Below are 17,797 nucleotides of genomic sequence, written 5' to 3'. Positions count from 1 at the left end.
AGACTGGATTGAACCATGCCCGCCGTTACCCTTTCCGGACGCGCCTTCGTGACGATCACAGGCACCGATGCCGAAGACTTCCTGCAGGCGCTGATCACGACCGACCTTGCCGCGCTGCCGGAGGATGAGGCGCGGGCCGGGGCGCTTCTGACCCCGCAGGGCAAGATCCTGTTCGACTTTCTCGTCTCCCGCCTGCCAGGCGGCGGGCTTTGCCTGGAGACCACGGACACCCAGCGCGATGCGCTCGTCAAGCGGCTGACCATGTACAAGCTGCGCGCGCAGGTGACGATCGCAGCGACCGGCGAAGGCGAGGCGACCGTCACCTGGGATGAAGACGGCGAAGGGATCGCGGACGGCCGCTTCGCCAGGGCCGGGAAAAAGGTTCTCCGCCAGCCGGGCGGCGGCGGCAACGCTGCGGCTTCGGTCTACGACGCGCTGCGGGTCGATTGCGGCATCGTCGAATCGGGCGCCGACTATGCGCTGTCGGACGCGTTTCCGCATGACGTGCTGCTCGACCTTTCCGGCGGGCTGTCCTTCCGCAAGGGCTGCTATGTCGGCCAGGAGGTGGTGTCGCGCATGCAGCATCGCAGCACCGCCCGCCGCCGGCCGGTGATCGTGCGGGCGCAGGCTGCACTACCGCCCCCCGGTACGGAGATTGTGGCGGAGGGAAAGACGATCGGCACGCTCGGCACCGTTGCCGGCGAGAGAGGGCTTGCGATCGTCCGGATCGACCGCGTCGCCGATGCGCTGCGCACCGGCGCGACGATCAAAGCCGGCGAGGTCGAAGTGTCCGCCCGGCTGCCGGAATGGACGGGGCTTTCGTTTCCCGAAGAGAGCGCCGAGGCGCCCGCGCAATGAGCGGGACGGGACGGACGAAGAGCGAGCCGCGCGCCTGGCAGCGCATGCTGTCCGGCCGCAGGCTCGATCTCCTGAACCCTTCGCCGCTGGACGTGGAACTTTCCGACATCGCGCACGGCCTTGCCCGCGTCGCCCGCTGGAACGGGCAGACCGCCGGCGACCACGCCTTTTCCGTCGCCCAGCATTCGCTCATCGTCGAGGCGATCTTCCACGAGCAGAACCGCTGCGGTCCTGACGAATGCATGATGGCGCTGCTGCACGACGCACCGGAATACGTCATCGGCGACATGATCTCGCCGTTCAAGGCGGTGGTCGGCGGCGGCTACAAGACCGTCGAGAAGCGGCTGGAGGCGGCCGTGCATCTGCGCTTCGGGCTGCCGGCCGAGACGCCCCGCGCCCTGAAGGACAAGATCAAGAAGGCCGACCGCATCGCCGCCTTTTTCGAGGCGACCGAACTTGCCGGCTTCTCGCGCACGGAGGCGGCGAAGTTCTTCGGCGAGCCGCGCGGAATCACTGTCGGGATGCTGCCGGTGGCCCCGCTGCCGGCGCTGCAGGCGCAACGACTTTTCATCGAGCGCTTCGAGGCGCTGGAGGCGCAGCGCCCGAGTGCCGCCAGGGAGCGGCAGGCATGAGCGCCGGCACTGGCCTTGGTACTGGCACAGGTGCTGGCATGAGCCGAATCGTCGTCGCGCCGCTGCCGAAGGTCGCCGAGATGGCGGTGCGCAACCGCTGCCGCGAAATGATCAGCCTGGTGGCACCGAAGCAGCATTTTCATCGCCCGGCGGTGATCGACCCCGCCCGCCATCTGCTCCTGTCCTTGAACGATATCGCCTTTGCCGGCACCGGCGCGCTGGTCGCCCCGCAGGAGGCCCATGTCGAGGCGGTGATCGCGTTCGCGCGCGGCTGGGACCGCATGGCGCCGCTCCTGATCCATTGCATGATGGGCGTCTCGCGCTCGCCGGCCGCCGCCCTGATCGCAGCGCTTGCAGTCGCTCCCGACCAGGACGACGCGGCGCTGGCACAGCGCCTGCGCGCTGTCTCCCGGCAGGCGACGCCCAATGCCCGGATCGTTGCGATCGGCGATGCGCTGCTTCAACGGCAGGGTCGGCTCGTCGCGGCGGTGGCGAAGATCGGCCGCGGCGCGGACTATGCGGGCGACCAGCCCTTTTCCCTGCCGGTCGAACCGGTCGCAGCCGACGCGCTTGCCGGTGACGGGGCCGGACCGTGAGCGTCCCGGCCTCGCCTCCCGTCGAGATCGGGTTGAACGCGGCCGTGGTGGCGATCGACAACCGCGCGCCGGCGATTCTTGCGATCGCGGGCGAACAGGGCGCGCGCGATGCCCTGCCCTTCGGTCCGTTCGAACCGACGCGCCACCGCACCTTCGAGACCAGCCTTCGCGCCAGCGTCGAGGCGCAGACGGCGCTGAAGCTCGGCTACATCGAGCAGCTCTATACCTTCGGCGACCGCGGACGGCAGAAGGCGCCGGACGAGGCCGGCACGCACATGGTCTCCGTCGGCTACCTGGCGCTGACGCGCATGGACGCCGAGGCCACCGAGCGCCTGGAGGCGGCAGGCGCCCGCTGGCGCGACTGGTATGCCTTCCTGCCCTGGGAGGACTGGCGCTCCGGCCGGCCGGCGATCCTCGACCGGACGATCCTCCCGGCGCTGACCGCCTGGGCGGCGGAAAGTGCACCCCATGACAGCAAGGCGCTGCCCGGCCGCAAGGCGCGGCTGCGGCTCGCCTTCGGGCTCGACGACTTCCCCTGGGACGAGGAACGGGTGCTGGAGCGCTACGAACTGCTCTACGAGGGCGGCCTTGCGGCGGAGGCCGTGACGGACGGCTGGGCGGCACCCGGCAAGCCAGGCGTCGGCGTCGCCATGCGCCACGACCACCGGCGCATCCTCGCAACCGCGGTGGCGCGCCTGCGCGGCAAGATCAAGTACCGCCCGGTCATCTTCGAACTGATGCCGGCGGAATTCACCCTGACGGACCTGCAGGCGACCGTGGAGGCGATCTCCGGCCGCCACCTGCACAAGCAGAATTTCCGCCGCCTCGTCGAGGGCGCCGAACTGGTGGAGCCGACGGGGGCTGCAAGTTCGGCCACCGGCGGCCGCCCCGCCGCCCTCTTCCGCTTCCGCCGCCAGATCCTCGAGGAACGCCCGGCACCGGGGCTGAAGGTCGGCGGGCGATGAGGTCCTGACACTTGATTCCCGATGTTTTTCCGGATTTCCCGGGCGGCGGCGGCCGCCGCCGAGCGGGAACGCGATTGAGCCGATGACCGCCAAGCATTGCGCAGCGGAAGCCCGCCGACGGCGCCACATCTCGCTGGTCACAGACCCTACTTGATCACAGCGCAGGCCAGGCGGTCGCCGGCGCCGGAGGGGGCGGTGCGGTAGTCGTCGAAGCCGGCATGGACGACGATGGCGCGGCCGCGGATGCCGTTGTCGCCCTCCTTCAGCGTCACCATGCCGTTGAAGACCTGCGCGCGCATGACGCCGTCGTCGCCGACATACTGGTTGCTCATGTCGCCGGCATGCGGGCCGTCGGCGGCGAGAAAGCCGTGCTCCTTTTCGCCCGGATTGAAGTGTCCGCCGGCGGATTCGTGCGAGGAGGTGGGGTCGCAGGCGCCGTGCTCGTGGATGTGCAGCGCGACCCACTTGCGCGGCGGCAGGCCGGTCAGCTCGATCTCGAACAGCACGCCGCCATTGCTTTCTGTCAGCGTGGCGCGACCGCTTTCCGACCCGCCGAGGCCAAGGAAATTCGCCTGCGCGGTGTTGCTGTCCTGGGCGGTGGCGGCGGTGGCACCCAGCAGTGCGGCGGCGAGCGTTGCGGTGGCAAGTCGGGTCATGACGGTCCTTCCATCGAATGCATGTCGCGCAAAATCCGTACCGTGGTCCTGCGACGACGACATGGGCAGAAACAAAGTCCAAGGCACGGGCGCGAATCCGGAAGATCACGGCGTGCTTTAGACGTGGTGTCAGGACATCAACTCACCCGTCCGCCGTGTGTTCCGCAATGCGCGGCAGAAAATGCCGCTCACCCGACCGCGATGTCGAGGCCGATATCGAGCGTCGGTGCTGCCATGGTGATCTTCGAGGTCGAGATATAGTCGACGCCCGTCTCGGCGATCGCCCGGATCGTGCGGATGTTGACGTTGCCGGACGCCTCCAGCTTCACCCGGCGCGGGTCGGCCGGGTAGGCCTCGTCGGACAGGCCGGCGCAGTCGCGGTTGATCTCAACCGCGCGGCGCAGCAGTTCCGGCCCCATGTTGTCGAGCAGGATCACGTCGGGGGCTGCTTCCAGCGCCTCCTCCAGTTCCTCCAGCGTCGACACCTCGACCTCGACCCTGACCAGGTGGCCGGCAAAGGCGCGTGCCGCGCGCACGGCGCCCGCGACGCCACTGGAGACGGCGATATGGTTGTCCTTGATCAGGATCGCGTCGTCCAGGCCATAGCGGTGCGAGGAGCCGCCGCCCATGCGCACGGCATATTTTTCCAGAGCCCGCAGGCCGGGGATGGTCTTGCGGGTGCAGCAGACCCTGGCCTTCGTGTGGGCGATCTCGTCGGCGAAGGTGGCGGTGTAGGTCGCCACACCCGACAGGTGCATGAGGAAATTGAGGCCGACTCGTTCGGCCGACAGCATGGCGCGCGCCGGTCCGCTCACCCGCGCCAGCACGGTGCCGGGTGCGACACGGTCGCCGTCCGCAACAAAGGCCTCGAATGCGATCGCCCGATCCATCAGCCGGAAGGCGGCAGCGGCAAGCGCCATCCCGGCGATCACGCCGTCCTCGCGGACATTCAGCTCCGCGGTCGCCGAAAGCTCCGGCGCGATCGTCGCCTGGCTGGTGATGTCGCCGGCACGCCCGAGATCCTCGTTGAGCGCGGCACGCACCTGGTCTTCGACGAGAAGCGGCGAGAGGACGGGGAGATGGGCTTTGGTCATCTTGGTCATTCCTGCGTTTTGTCCCGCCGCTTGGCATCGGAAAGTCGTGTCTTCGGTTCCATCCGTTCATGGAGGATACGAAGCACGACCAGATCCCGGCTGCTGCCGGCGAGGTGATAATAGACGATGTGGGAGGCGGCATGCCGCGATTTGGCGGCCTGCGCAAGATGGAAGGAACGAACATCCAGGGCCAGTTCGTTGCGCGGACGCGAAGCGGCTCGCAACGGATCTTCGGCAAGCATATCAAGCCCTTTCTCGATGAGGGCGGCATATCCCATCGCCTGGCCGGGGCCGACGGCTGCGATGGTGTAGCGGGCGATCTCCACGAGGTCCCGCTCCGCCTCCTTCGTCAGTCGCCACGCCATCACGCGCCATCGGCTGTGGCGACAAAGATATCGCGGACCGAGCGGTCGGAAAACGCGCCGCGGAGCGACTGGGCCAGCCCCGCCTCCACGGCATTGCGCAGGATAGCGATCTTCACCGCCTCGCTGTCGCGGTCGTCACGCAAGATCCGGAGCGCTTCGCGCACGACCTCGCTGGCGGAGACATAGGAGCCGCTTGCGACGGATTCCTCAATGAATTCCGAAAATTCCGGGGTAAGGCTCACATTCAGAGTCGGCATGGCTTCTGCTCCTTGCCAGCAATTCTACGCCCGCGCGAACCGTTGTCAATTTTTGCCAATCTCCAGGGAAGCGGCGCCTAGAATCCAGTCTCTAAACACGGAGATTTTGGGATTGTCGTGCTTCGCCTCCGGATAGACCAGGTAGTAGGCGAAGGTTTCCATATGCATCGGTTTCGCGAGCCTGACCAGGCGTCCTCCTTCGACGTCAAGCGCTACCATTGCGGCCGGGAGCAGACCGGCGCCCTGGCCTGCGATCACTGCATCGAGAAGCAAACCAGAATCGTCGAAGGAGGGTCCACGGGGTAGATTGATTTCGTCTATTCCCTGAGCTTGAAACCACAGGCTCCAACCTTTGCGATCCGCATCATGAACCTGCGGCCACCGTGTCAATTCGGCAGGCGATTGCGGCATGCCCAGGCGTTCGACGATCGACGGCGCGGCAACGGGCACCATTTCGACCGAAACGACGCGATAGCTCCGCAAACCCGGATATCGGCCAACGCCATGGCGCACGGCGACATCGACGCCGCCGCGCGAGAAATCCACCAGTGCGCCGCTCGTGAGGACCTGAAGGTCGATGCTGGGGTGGTCCTCCTGGAACGAGTTCAGGCGCGGGACGAGCCAGGCCGAAGCAAAGAACGGGGTGGTGCTGACAGTCAGGATGCCGGCATCGGCGGATACGGCCACGCGACTGGAGGCTTCAGCGATCTGACGGAAGGCATTTCGGATGGATGGCAGATATTCCCGCCCTGCCTGGGTCAGCAGGATCCCCCTGTTCACCCGCTCGAAGAGTTTCACACCGAGATGGTCTTCAAGGTTTCTGAGCCTTTGACTGACGGCTCCCGGCGTCACGCACAACTCCTCCGCTGCGATCTTCACAGAGAGATGCCGTGCCGCGGATTCGAACGCTCGAAGCGAGTTCAAGGGTGGGAGTTTCCGATAGACCATTTAGATAATCTAACTCGATGCACAGAGAAAACCTGAATTGCCGATCAGGGCATACAGCCGATATATAACGAACTTATGGGGTTGTCAGCCATTCCGTGACAGCCGTTCAGTGCCATTATAGCTAAACCATTATCATGCGATTGAGGTTGACGTGTTCAACGCTCATTGGTCCCAGGAGATCCGAATTGACCGCCGAAGCCATCGCCCTGCACTATCTCGAACTCACTGATGTCGCGGCGCTCATCCGAAATCGCGAAATCTCTTCGCGGGAGGTGACCCGGTTACAGATCGACCGCATGGCTTCGCTTGACGGCGATCTGCATAGCTACGCGCTGATGATGGCGGATGCCGCGCTCGTACAAGCGGACGCGGCGGACGCGGAGACTGCGGCAGGTCGTTCTCGCGGGCCACTGCATGGCGTCCCTATCGCAATCAAGGACGTATGCCAGGTCAAGGGCTTTCCCACCGGCGCGGGCATGGCGGTTCACCGGCACATCGCTTCCGATGAAGATGCAACGGTTGTGCGCCGTCTGAAAAAGGCTGGAGCCGTTCTGCTGGGAAAGCCGCAGCTGACCGAAGGCGCCTATTCCGACCACCACCCATCCGTTACACCGCCTCGGAATCCATGGAATGCCGACTACTGGCCCGGTATTTCCTCGAGCGGTTCCGGCGCCGCGGTGGCAGCCGGTCTCTGCTATGGCTCGCTTGCGACCGATACCGGTGGCTCCATCCGCTGGCCGGCGGCCGCCAATGGCGTGACTGGATTGAAGCCGACCTGGGGCCGGGTCAGCCGCTATGGCGTTTTCGAGCTGGCGCCCTCGCTGGACCACGTCGGAACAATGGCGCGCAGCGCCGTGGATGCGGGGATACTGCTCGGTGCGATCGCTGGCAGCGATCCGAAAGACCCTACGGCGCTGCTGGACCCTGTGCCGGACTACCCGGCGTCAATCACGGGTGATCTGCGCGGCCTGCGGATCGGTGTCGACGCCGCTTGGAACAGCGACGAAGTCGACGCCGGTACTCAGGCCGTTCTTGCTGAAGCTATCAAGGCGTTCTCGGAGCTTGGCGCCGAGATTGTCGACATCCAGTTCCCCGACGTCGCCCAGGTCGTCGCCGACTGGGTGCCCAATTGCGCAGTCGAAGCCGCCGTCGCACACAAGGCGACCTATGCTGCGCATAAGGATCAGTATGGCACCGTCCTCGCCTCGGTTGTCGAGGCGGGACATGCGATCTCGGGCATCGAGTATCAGGAGATATGGCTACGACGCATGGCGTTCCGTGGCCGTGTAGAGGCACTTTTCGAGAAGGTCGATCTGCTGCTGACGCCGGTTCAGCCATTTGCGCCGCTGACGCTTGCCAGAATCCAAACACTCGGCGAACAGCCGGGCCTGATCGCCATGCTGCAGCGTTACACCTGCCCGTTCGACATGTCGGGCCATCCAACGCTCACCTTGCCGGGCGGCTTCACTCCAGAGGGCATGCCGATCGGCTTCCAACTCGTCGCTGGTCATTTGGGCGAAGCGGTGCTTGTTCGTGCCGGCGCGGCTTTTCAAGGCATTTCGGCCTGGCATCGTCGTCATCCGGTGGCGTGACATGAACTCCGCATCCTCCACCAATCCTCTCTTTTATGGCTGGGTCGTCGTCGCAGCAGCATTCGTCATTACCTTTGTCGGCTTCGGCAGCGCCTATACGTTCAGCGCTTTCGTCCCATCGCTACAACACGATTTCGGTGCTTCCCGCGGGTCGGTGTCGCTCGTCTTCTCCCTGGCAGGGTTTCTCTATTTCGCCCTTGGCGTTGTTAGCGGCCCGCTCGCCGATCGGTGGGGAGCGCGGAGCCTTGCCATGCTTGGCATGGTCTTGGTCGGCGCAGGCCTCGCGCTTGCCAGCGTCGCGCGCACTATCTTCGAGGTCTATGCCGCCTATGGTCTTGGCGTCGGCCTTGGCGTCGGTTGCGCCTATGTGCCGGCCATCGGCGCGGTCCAGCGCTGGTTCGTGGGGCGTCGTGGTTTCGCGTCCGGTATCGCAGTGAGTGGCATCGGCGTTGGTACGCTGGTGATGCCGCCGCTCGCGTCCTGGTTGATCGACATCCTGGGGTGGCGGAGCGCCTATCTGGTCCTCGGAGGTTTCACAGCGATTGTTGGCGTCGGCATGTCCTGCTTCATCGCAAACGATCCCCGCGACAAGGGCACCGGGCCTGACGGGGTTCCGCTGACAAAGGGAGAAGCCACGATTGTCAGCACCGGGGCTTCGGTCGGTGAGGCGATCAGATCCCCGCAATTTGTCGGACTGTACGCGGCCTGCCTGATCTGTTCGTTCGGGGTTTTTGTCCCTTTCGTTCACCTCGTTCCCTACGCGCTGGATCACCACGTCGATCAAACCGCTGCCGTGCTGCTGCTCGGCGTGATCGGGGTCGGCAGCACGGTTGGGCGCTTCTTCCTTGGCGGCCTTGCCGATCGGATCGGGCGGGAATCCTTCCTTTCAATGATGTTCATAGGCATGGCGGTTGCACTCGCGATCTGGGGCATTGCGACGGATTTCTGGCCGCTCGCCGTCTTCGCGCTGCTGTTTGGCATCTTCTATGGTGGCTGGGTGGCGATCTTGCCCGCCGTGGTCATGGATCGCTTCGGTGGGCGCAACGTCAGCAGCGTCATCGGGATTCTCTATACCAGCGTTGCAATCGGAACGTTGGTTGGTCCCACCGCTGCCGGCTTCATCTTCGATATGAGCCACAGCTACACGCTGCCAATTCTCGCAAGCGTGAGCGCCAACATCATCGCGGCCGGCATTGCGGTGTTCGCTATGAGGGCGCCAAGAACGGCTATGCGAGGCTAGTTGTCTATGGGGGCGCCAACGTTCCCAGCGCAGAAGCCGCCTTGTCCTAAAGCGCGCCGCGATCCTTCGGATTCGCTTTTGGCGCTTTAGGCCTTTGTTTTAACGCTTGTCTCTATCCCGAAACCGGTTCCCGCTTTCGGGAGACATGCTCTAGGCGGCCTTTGTCTCGGACAGTTCGGCGACCAGCCGGTCGGCGTCCTCCAGCGTCATGTAGGTGCGGCGCTGCCAGGCCTTGCGCTGCTCGGGGAAGTCGGAGCGGAAATGGCCGCCGCGGCTTTCTTCGCGCAGGTAGGCGCCAGCGGTGATCAGCTTGGCGGTGGTGACGATGTTGTGGAAGCGCATGCGGGTGTTCTCGCGCTCCAGTGTTGCGATCATGCGGATTGCCTCGCCCAGCCCTTCGCGGGTGCGGATCACGCCGGCATGGGCGCTCATCAGGCGGCGCAGCCTGGTCAGCGCCGGGCTGTCCTCCACCGTGACGAGATCGTCGCTCTCGCCGGCATTCTGGCCCCAGTCGCCGGTCTTCGGCTCGGGCAGCATGCCCTTGATGTTCTCGGCGATACGGCCGGCGAAGACGACCGCTTCGAGCAGGGAGTTGGAGGCCAGGCGATTGGCGCCGTGGACACCGGTGGAGGTCACTTCGCCCGCCGCCCACAGGCCATCGATCGAGGTGCGGCCCTCGGCGTCCGTCAGCACGCCGCCCATGTGGTAGTGCACGGCCGGCACGACGGGGATCGGCTGCGTCGCCGGATCGATGCCGGCGGCCATGCAGGAGGCGTAGACGGTCGGGAACATCTCGGGGAAGTGCCTGCCCACCGCCTTGGTGCAATCGAGGAAGGCGCCGCGGCCGGCCTGGACCTCGGCAAAGACGCCGCGCGAGACGATGTCGCGGGGGGCGAGTTCGCCGTCGGGGTGGATATCGAGCATGAACCGGTGGCCGGCCGCATTGACGAGATGGGCGCCGTCGCCCCGCAGGGCCTCGGTCGCCAGCGGCGCCGGGTCGCGGCCGATGTCGATCGCGGTCGGATGGAACTGGACGAATTCCGGGTCGGCGATGATGGCGCCGGCGCGCGCGGCCATGCCCATCCCCTGGCCGCAGGCCTCCCAGGGATTGGTGGTGACGGCATAGAGATGGCCGACGCCGCCCGAGCAGAGCACGACGGCGCGCGCCGGGAAATGGACGCGCCTTTTAGACTGGCCGGCATCGGGCCGTGCGACCACGCCCGTGACGAAGCGGCCCTCGCGCACCAGTTCCTCGACGACATAGCCTTCCAGCACGCGGATCGAGGGGGTGTTGCGAACGGCCGCGATCAGCGCCTCCATGATGGCCTTGCCGGCCATGTCGCCGCGAACGCGGACGATGCGGCGCTCCGAATGGGCCGCCTCGCGCGACAGAAGCAGCTTGCCCTCAAGGTCGCGATCGAAGGGAACGCCGTATTCGAGCAGGTCGGCGATGCGCGCCGGGCCCTCCGCGACCATCGAGCGCGCCATCTTCTCGTCGACGATGCCCGCACCGGCCTCCAGCGTATCGGCCACATGCTTGTCGAAGGTGTCGCCGGGGCTCATCGCGGCGGCGATGCCCCCTTGCGCCCAGGCCGACGACGCCCCCTGGCCAATCGGCGCGGCGGCCAGGATCGTCACCGGACGGGGACTGAGCTTCAGCGCGCAGAACAGGCCGGCAAGCCCGCCGCCGACGATGACGATGTCATCGATGGCATTCCAGGACTGGGGACGAAAACTTTCCGATGGCATGTCCTACTCCTCCAAGGCCTGACGGACCGATCCGCCCCTCACCTGCCTGCCGGCATCCTCTCCCCGCAGGCGGGGCGAGGAGCGATGGGCGCGCCGCCTTGTTCCTTCTTCCCGCCTGCGGGGAGAAGGTCCCGGCAGAGGGATGCCGGGGCCAAGGCGGACAGGACAGGGCGGAAATGATCTGCCGCGCGGCCTCTCTCCAAACTACCAGCGCGGGACGCTCCCCACGCTACTGCTTCAAATTCACCATCCGCTCGACGGCAAGGCGCGCGCGGGCGGCGATTGCCGGGTCGACCAGAACCTCATCCGTCATGTTCACCAGGCTATCCAGGATCTTCGGCAGCGTGATGCGCTTCATGTGCGGACAGAGATTGCACGGCTTGATGAAATCGACGCCCTCGACCTCGGCCTGGATATTGGAGGCCATCGAGCATTCGGTGACGAGGAGGACGCGCGGCGGGCGGTTGTCCTTGACATAGTTGATCATGCCGGCGGTCGAGCCGGAAAAGTCGCACACCGCGATCACGTCGGGATGGCATTCCGGATGGCCGATGATCTCGATTGTGGGATCGGCCTCCTTGTAGGCGAGCAGTTCGGCCGCCGTGAAGCGCTCGTGCACTTCGCAGTGGCCCTTCCAGGTGAGGATCTTCTTTTTGGTCTGGCGGGCGACGTTCATCGCCAGGTACTCGTCGGGGATGCACAGCACCGTATCGCTATCAAGACTCTCGACCACGGACAGCACGTTGGAGGAGGTGCAGCAGATGTCGGTCTCGGCCTTCACGTCGGCGGAGGTGTTGACATAGGTGACGACGGGAACGCCCGGATAGCGCTGCTTCAACAGGCGCACGTCGGCGCCGGTGATCGAGTCCGACAGCGAGCAGCCAGCCTTCGCGTCCGGGATGAGGACGGTCTTTTCCGGGTTCAGGAGTTTCGACGTCTCGGCCATGAAGTGGACGCCGCACTGGACGATGATCTCGGCATCGACCCTGGTGGCATCGCGGGCGAGTTGCAGCGAATCACCGACGATATCGGCGACGCAGTGGAAGATTTCCGGCGTCTGGTAATTGTGGGCGAGGATGACCGCGCCGCGCTCCTTCTTCAGCCGGTTGATGGCATGGACGTAGGGCGCATAGACGGGCCACTCGATCGCCGGGATGAATTGCTTCACGCGCTCGTAGAGGTGCTCGGTCTCGCGGGCGACAGTCGGAGTGAAGGTGAGATCCGGCATGTCGACGACGCCGAAGCGCTCCGCTGCCGAAAGCGACGCGGCCTCCTTTGCGGCGATCGAACCGGTGGCAAGCTGGGTCATCAACTCCTCCCATGCTATCCGCCCATTGGCGGCGCCCCTATTTGCTCATAATGAGCATAACTGAGGCCAAACAAAACCGGCGAAGCCGGCCCGGGTGATTTAGAAAGTTTTGTGACGGTTTGCAAGAAGCCGGCCCGGACATTTTTGTCCGGGCGGCCAGGGATCGTGTTCGCGTGCGTCGTCAGGCCGCAGCCGGGCGGGCGACCGCCTGCTCGCGGATCGGCCAGTGGACGACGGCCGCGAAGACGCCGAGTGCTGCGCCGAACCACCAGACCGGATCGTAGGTGCCGAAGCGGTCGTAGAGATAGCCGCCCATCCAGACGCCCAGGAACGAGCCCACCTGGTGCGACAGAAAGACGACGCCGCCCAGCAGGCCGAGATGGCGCGTGCCGAACATGATCGCCACCAGCGCATTCGTCGGCGGCACGGTCGACAGCCACAGGAGCCCCATGACGATGGCGAAGATGACGACCGACAGCGGCGACTGCGGCAGAAGCAGGAAGGCGGCGACCGCCACCGAGCGGGCGAGATAGATGTATGCCAGGAAATAGGGCTTGGAATAATGCTGGCTGATGACGCCGGAGGCGAGCGAGCCGATGATGTTGAAGAAGCCGATCAGGGCCAGCGCGATGACCGCATAGCGCGCATCGATGCCGATATCGCCGATATAGGCGGGGAAATGCGCGGTGATGAAGGCGACCTGGTAGCCGCAGACGAAGAAGCCGGCGACGAGCAGGAGATAGCTCTTGTGGCCGAGGGCTTCGGAGAGCGCCTGGCCGGCGGTCTGCTTGAACTCGGGCTCCCTCTGGATGCCGGACGAGGAATTGCCGCGCAGGGGGATGGCAAACAGCGGCACGAGCAGCATCAGCGCGCCGAGCGTTACGAGGCTGTCCGACCAGCCGAGCGCCGAGATCAGCCCCTGGCTCAGCGGCGCGAACAGGAACATGCCAGCAGAGCCCGCCGCCGTGCCGATGCCGAAGGCCATGGAGCGCTGCTGCGGCGTGACGTTGCGGGCGAAGGCGGAAAGGACGATGCCGAAGGAGCCGGAGCCGACGCCGAGGCCGACCAGCACGCCGCCGCCGACATGCAGCGTCCACGGTGAACCTCCGAGCGACATCAGAAACAGGCCGCAGGCATAGACGATGCCCGACATGGCCAGCACGCGCCAGGTGCCGTACTTGTCGGCGATGGCGCCGAAGAAGGGCTGGCTGAGCCCCCAGCACAGGTTCTGCACCGCCATGGCGAGGCCGAAGGTGGTGCGGTCCCAGCCGGTATCCTGCAGCATCGGCAACTGAAAGAAGCCCATGGCCGAGCGCGGCCCGAAGGTCAGCATGGCGACGATCGAGCCGGCAGCGATGATCAGCCAGGGCATGTGCGCGCGGCCTGCAGCGGCGGCGGTAGCGATCGATGTGGGGGCGGACATTGCGTGACTCCGGTTGATCCGGCGACAAGATAGTCGCGCCGACCTATGCGAAAAAGTGAATTAAATTGAGCGAACGATCAGGGCGCTTGATGACAGGATAGCGATCACCCTCAGCCGCGCACCTTCATCGGCCAGCGCCCGGTCCGCACGCGCAGCACACTGACCGCATCGCCGAGGCGCAGCTCGCCCTCGCTTCGCGGCACCGCGTTCCAGCCGAACAGGACGCCGGCGACGTTGCGGTCGGCAGACATGCGCTTTTCGGCAAGCCCCTGGATCGGGTTGCCGCCGATGCGCTCGCCGGTGACCTGGTCCTGCGTCGTCATGATGCAGCGGGCGCAGGGCTTGACGAGATCAAAGACGATGCCGCCGATCTCGACCGCTTCCCACAGGTCCTCGTCCCAGGCGCCGTCGTGCTCGATCAGGACGTTGGTGCGGAAGCGGTCCATGTCGACCGGCTCCTGGCCTTTCTCGACCAGCGTCCGGTTCAGGTCGGCGAGCGAGCCAGTGGTGGTGATCAACACCGGAAAACCATCGGCAAAGCCGACGGGCACCGGATTGCCGGCCCATTTCTCGCCGACCTGGCGGCTCGCCTGCCCGTCCATATGGACCAGCCTGACCTCGCGCCCGAGCCAGTCCGACAGCGTCGCGTTCGCCGCCTCGTCGGCAAGTGCTGCATCGACCGCGCTGTCCCAGACCGTGACCGGAAGCCGGCGACCGGCGTCGAAGGCGGGGACGAGTTCGCGCCCGTTCATGGCGAGGCGAACCGTGCCGTCCAGCAGATGGGCTTCCACCTGGGCCAGCGCCTGCAATTCGCGCTGGGTGATGAAGCGCCCGTCCGGCCCGGTCACCATGAAGCGGCGGTCGCCGGCGAAGCCGTCGAGGCCGACCGACACCGCCTGCACCGGGATGGCGCGGCCGCTCTTCAGCGGGTGGATGTTCAAGCCAGCGACCGTCATGTTCTGGGCGTGCGCGTTATGGGCGGTCATGTCCTGATCCTCGTCGTGTTCGGCCTACGGGCTGTATCTGCGGGCATCCCTAGCCGATTTCGGCGCCGACCGGAACAGGGCGGCGTATTACTCCGGGGCCGGTCCGGGCGGCACGGACCGGCGCGGAGCACTGCTGCTTCCTGTGCCTGCCGACAGGATCCTCTGGTAGAACAGGCCGATGCCGATCAGGACGGCGCCGAGGCCGATGAAGGAGAGCGCGCGCAGGATGCCCTGCAGGTTGGACATGTCGACCAGGAACACCTTGACCACGGCGATCAGCACCAGCGCTGCCGAGGCCAGGCGCAGGCTCCGCGCGTTGAGGCGCGAGCCGAGCGCCAGCAGCGCCACGCCGAGCAGGAGCCAGACGACGGAGTAGGTGTAGGTCTCCCCCTCGAGGAACCCCTTCCAGCTGGCGATACCCTCGCCGTGCCAGTAGCGGCGGACCGACAGCGTCACCCAGGCGAAGACGAGCATGGCGCCGGTCAGCGCCAATAGCGTCACATAGGGTACGGGGCGCCGGCCGCGCGCATACCAGGCAAGGCCGGCAAAGGCGAGGCCGGGCAGCAGGTAGCCGATAAGGAGCAGGTTGAAGAGCGGCCAGCGGCCGGTCAGTTCGCCGGTGAAATACGGATTGAGCGCGAAGAAGTGGGCCGACAGGATCGACAGCATGGACAGCACGCCTATGACCATCGACCCGTAGCGGAAAACCGGGTTCGGCTGCTTCAGGTCGAAGGTCATCAGCACGGCCGAAGCGCCCGCGGCGAGAAGCGTGTAGATCGCCTGCTCGCCGAGCGTCGGTACCGCGCTGTCGAGCACGCCGCCGTTCATGGCGTGGCGGACGAGGATGGCAATCGCCAGCAGCACGAACAGGCAGGCCAGCGCCTGCAACAGGTTGCGCACGCGCTCTCCCGGCCAGCGGCGAAGAAGCCAGGCGGAGCCTGCCAGCAGCAGCGCCGGGATCCCGTAGCCGGGCAGCAACTGGTTGAAGACCGGTGTCTTCGACAGGCTTGCTGCGCCGACGACGGTCGGCTCCCAGCCAATGCGGACGGCGACGACAAGGGCCGCACCCACCATGGCCCAGGGCAGCACCGCCCACGGCCGCACCCGCGTCGCGACAACCATGGCGAAGCCGAGGAAGGCGACGAGCAGCGTCGTCGCCAGACCGTCCGTCAGCGCAAAGAGCGCGAGCACGAGAAAGGCGAAGCCGCCCGCCACGAGCGTCCACTGCGGCACGGGTGCGCGGCCTTCCGGCAGCCCCCGGGAATGGAGCTCCGCCCCGCCGAGATAAGCGAGCCCAAGCACCAGCGCAAACAGGCCGTGCCGCAGGTCGAAGGTGAGGTTGCCGAAGGCGAGGAAGCTGACGGTGGCGATTGCGGCCGGAAAGACGGCCATCAGCACGCCGCCGAGCGCCGCATGGGCCGGAGCCCTCTCCTTCCACCACAGGATCGCGCCGCCTCCGACGACGGACAGGCCTGCGGCCAGAAGGAGGAGCAGACCGACCGGACCGGCGTCGGCTGCGACCGGCACCGCGGTATCGAGATCCGGCTGCCCCGGAAGCGCAACCAGCGCCCCCAGCGCAAGGCGGCCGGAAATCCCCGCCAGCACCATCGTGCCGGCAAGGGCGCAGAGATTGCCGAGGACGGCGGGATACAGCGCCCACGACCGGCCCGCCCCGAGGACGGCCAAGGCGAAGGCGAGCGCTGCGAAGGCCGTGGCAGAGGAGAGCGGCGAGGGATGAAGGAAGGCGAGGACGATGGCCGGAACGGACGCCGCCAGCGCCGCGCTGAGGGAGACGGGCAGGAAGGCGGGCGCCAGCAACCGCTGCCAGCGGGCCACGGCCCTGTGAGTCACGGCGTCGGACGCATCGGCAGAGTGGATATCGCCGGGGGCGGCGGCGGCCATGTGCCCGGCATCACCGTCCGGCACCGCGGCGTCGTCGCCCGCGTCGGCGGGACGGTCCGTAGCCGCGCCGATGCCGATGTCGCCGGCCGACTCGCCTGTGCCAGCACCGGGCCACAGCAGCGCCGCGCCGGCCAGCATCACGAGAAGCGCGAGCGTCACCGGAAGCGTCTCAATGGGCTCGGCCGCGGCGAGGTAGAGCAGCGCCCACAGGCCGAGGGCGACGTTGGCGAGAGCCGGCGCGGCCTGCCAGCGCCGCAGGCGGGAGGCTGCCGCGGTCGCAAGCCAGGCGATCGAGAGGTAGGCGAACAGGCGCCAGGGATCGGGCTCGGCGGTAGAGACGAGAAGCGGCGTCGCCATCGAGCCGAGCAGCCCGAGACCGGCGAGTGCCTGCCCGTGCAGGAGCGACAGGGCGATCGTCGCCAGCGCGATCGCGGCCAGCGTCAGGAACGACAGGGGCGCGCCGATAAAGCCGTAGAAGCCGTGGGCCGCATAGGTGACGCCGAACAGCGTCAGCGCGCCCGCAGCGGTCAGCACGCCGGGTATCATCGCGTTGCCGAAGGGGACGGATTCCGCCGGCTGCCCCCGCCTGCGGATGACCTCGCCGGCCGCCACGAGCACGAGGCCGAACAATGCCGCCAGCGCAAGCCGGACGGCCGGGCTCAGCACGCCGCTTTCGACTGCATACTTGACCATGAAGATACCGCCGAGCGCGAGCGCCAGCCCGCCGACCCAGACCGCCCAGCGCGCGCCGATCCGGCTCTCCAGACTTTCTCGCTCCGGTGGGCCCGTGGCGGCGAGAGCTTCGGCGCCGGGAGGGGCAGTTTCCGGCGTCGCGGCCTCCGCGGCGCTCCCGGCATCGTCCGCAGTTGCACGCCCGCGCAGCCAGGGGCTCGGGAACGACGGTTCGGCGGTCGTCGCGTCCGCATCGTCCATGCTCGCTTCCGCGACGGCCGAGGCGAGCGTCTCGCCCTTGGCGGGAAGCGTGGCGGACACCGTGCCGCCGGCCCTGATCGCATCGAGTTCTTGGCGAAGTTTGCGAATCTCTTCAGTGAGCTTCGCCGTGTTCTTGCCATTTCGATTCATCGCGGCGATCGCAAGCACGATGGCGACCAGAGCCAGTATTTCCGCCATATCTCTCCGCCTGATCCCTGCCCTGAACTTTTCGGTGTGCGAGCGCTTGCCTGCCTGGCCGCCCGGCCCCGGGTGATGCCGGCACAACCCTAAC

16 protein-coding genes are annotated in these 17,797 nt (G+C 66.6%); 6 read left to right on the top strand and 10 right to left on the bottom strand.

Features of this window, described 5'->3' with window-relative positions:
• Positions 1-15 precede the first annotated feature (15 nt).
• The 4 genes from ygfZ to GGQ64_RS19450 are packed head-to-tail and all read left to right on the top strand — an operon-like array spanning position 16 to position 3,051.
• Positions 16-858 (top strand): CAF17-like 4Fe-4S cluster assembly/insertion protein YgfZ, encoded by an 843-nt coding sequence (gene ygfZ / locus GGQ64_RS19465; protein WP_183806985.1) that lies wholly within the window; start codon positions 16-18, stop codon positions 856-858.
• Entirely contained in the window at positions 855-1,490 is a 636-nt protein-coding gene (locus GGQ64_RS19460) for a YfbR-like 5'-deoxynucleotidase (protein WP_183806984.1), read from the top strand. Before ygfZ ends, GGQ64_RS19460 begins: the two co-directional genes overlap by 4 nt.
• A gap of 38 nt (positions 1,491-1,528) precedes the next feature.
• Complete coding sequence (locus tag GGQ64_RS19455; protein ID WP_183806983.1) at positions 1,529-2,086, top strand: tyrosine phosphatase family protein; 558 nt, start codon at positions 1,529-1,531, stop codon at positions 2,084-2,086.
• Entirely contained in the window at positions 2,083-3,051 is a 969-nt protein-coding gene (locus GGQ64_RS19450) for an NrtR DNA-binding winged helix domain-containing protein (protein WP_183806982.1), read from the top strand. The genes GGQ64_RS19455 and GGQ64_RS19450 overlap by 4 nt, the downstream gene beginning before the upstream one ends.
• A gap of 146 nt (positions 3,052-3,197) precedes the next feature.
• On the opposite strand, the gene GGQ64_RS19445 is transcribed toward GGQ64_RS19450, so the two are convergent.
• The 5 genes from GGQ64_RS19445 to gcvA form a co-directional block, all read right to left on the bottom strand.
• Positions 3,198-3,707: a superoxide dismutase family protein gene (locus GGQ64_RS19445; RefSeq protein ID WP_183806981.1), complete on the bottom strand. Its 510-nt coding sequence runs from the start codon at positions 3,705-3,707 to the stop codon at positions 3,198-3,200.
• A gap of 188 nt (positions 3,708-3,895) precedes the next feature.
• The gene (nadC, locus tag GGQ64_RS19440) at positions 3,896-4,801 is read right to left on the bottom strand and encodes a carboxylating nicotinate-nucleotide diphosphorylase (RefSeq protein ID WP_183806980.1); all 906 of its coding nucleotides are present in this window, start codon (positions 4,799-4,801) and stop codon (positions 3,896-3,898) included.
• Positions 4,802-4,806: 5 nt separating this feature from the next.
• Positions 4,807-5,166 carry a type II toxin-antitoxin system RelE/ParE family toxin gene (locus GGQ64_RS19435; protein WP_246422789.1) on the bottom strand — a complete coding sequence of 120 codons (360 nt, stop codon included), beginning with the start codon at positions 5,164-5,166 and terminating at the stop codon, positions 4,807-4,809.
• Positions 5,166-5,423: a type II toxin-antitoxin system ParD family antitoxin gene (locus tag GGQ64_RS19430; RefSeq protein WP_183806978.1), complete on the bottom strand. Its 258-nt coding sequence runs from the start codon at positions 5,421-5,423 to the stop codon at positions 5,166-5,168. The genes GGQ64_RS19435 and GGQ64_RS19430 overlap by 1 nt, the downstream gene beginning before the upstream one ends.
• A 45-nt stretch (positions 5,424-5,468) precedes the next feature.
• Positions 5,469-6,371: a transcriptional regulator GcvA gene (gene gcvA / locus GGQ64_RS19425; RefSeq protein ID WP_183806977.1), complete on the bottom strand. Its 903-nt coding sequence runs from the start codon at positions 6,369-6,371 to the stop codon at positions 5,469-5,471.
• A gap of 185 nt (positions 6,372-6,556) precedes the next feature.
• Between gcvA and GGQ64_RS19420 the strand changes: the two genes are divergently transcribed.
• Positions 6,557-7,963, top strand: coding sequence for an amidase (locus tag GGQ64_RS19420; protein ID WP_246422788.1), 1,407 nt, complete (start codon positions 6,557-6,559; stop codon positions 7,961-7,963).
• Between the two features lies 1 nt (position 7,964).
• Positions 7,965-9,203: an MFS transporter gene (locus GGQ64_RS19415; protein WP_183806975.1), complete on the top strand. Its 1,239-nt coding sequence runs from the start codon at positions 7,965-7,967 to the stop codon at positions 9,201-9,203.
• Positions 9,204-9,353: 150 nt separating this feature from the next.
• Here GGQ64_RS19415 and GGQ64_RS19410 read toward each other — a convergent pair whose 3' ends face one another.
• The 5 genes from GGQ64_RS19410 to GGQ64_RS19390 all read right to left on the bottom strand — a co-directional run bounded on the left by GGQ64_RS19410 (position 9,354) and on the right by GGQ64_RS19390 (position 17,703).
• A complete protein-coding gene (locus GGQ64_RS19410) occupies positions 9,354-10,952 on the bottom strand; it encodes an L-aspartate oxidase (RefSeq protein WP_183806974.1) in 1,599 nt (532 codons plus the stop codon).
• A 229-nt stretch (positions 10,953-11,181) separates the two neighbouring features.
• Entirely contained in the window at positions 11,182-12,261 is a 1,080-nt protein-coding gene (gene nadA, locus GGQ64_RS19405; protein WP_183806973.1) for a quinolinate synthase NadA, read from the bottom strand.
• Positions 12,262-12,442: 181 nt separating this feature from the next.
• On the bottom strand, positions 12,443-13,684 hold the full coding sequence (locus tag GGQ64_RS19400) for an MFS transporter (protein ID WP_183806972.1): 1,242 nt from the start codon (positions 13,682-13,684) through the stop codon (positions 12,443-12,445).
• A gap of 110 nt (positions 13,685-13,794) precedes the next feature.
• A complete protein-coding gene (locus tag GGQ64_RS19395; RefSeq protein WP_183807155.1) occupies positions 13,795-14,640 on the bottom strand; it encodes an MOSC domain-containing protein in 846 nt (281 codons plus the stop codon).
• 117 nt (positions 14,641-14,757) lie between these two features.
• Positions 14,758-17,703 carry a DUF2339 domain-containing protein gene (locus tag GGQ64_RS19390; RefSeq protein ID WP_183806971.1) on the bottom strand — a complete coding sequence of 982 codons (2,946 nt, stop codon included), beginning with the start codon at positions 17,701-17,703 and terminating at the stop codon, positions 14,758-14,760.
• Positions 17,704-17,797: the final 94 nt, after the last annotated feature.

Source organism: Mycoplana azooxidifex (genome assembly GCF_014196765.1).
In the GTDB taxonomy this organism is placed as follows: Bacteria; Pseudomonadota; Alphaproteobacteria; order Rhizobiales; family Rhizobiaceae; genus Mycoplana; species Mycoplana azooxidifex.
Note: the sequence above shows the minus strand (reverse complement) of the source record. Positions and strands in the feature narration are given on the sequence as shown.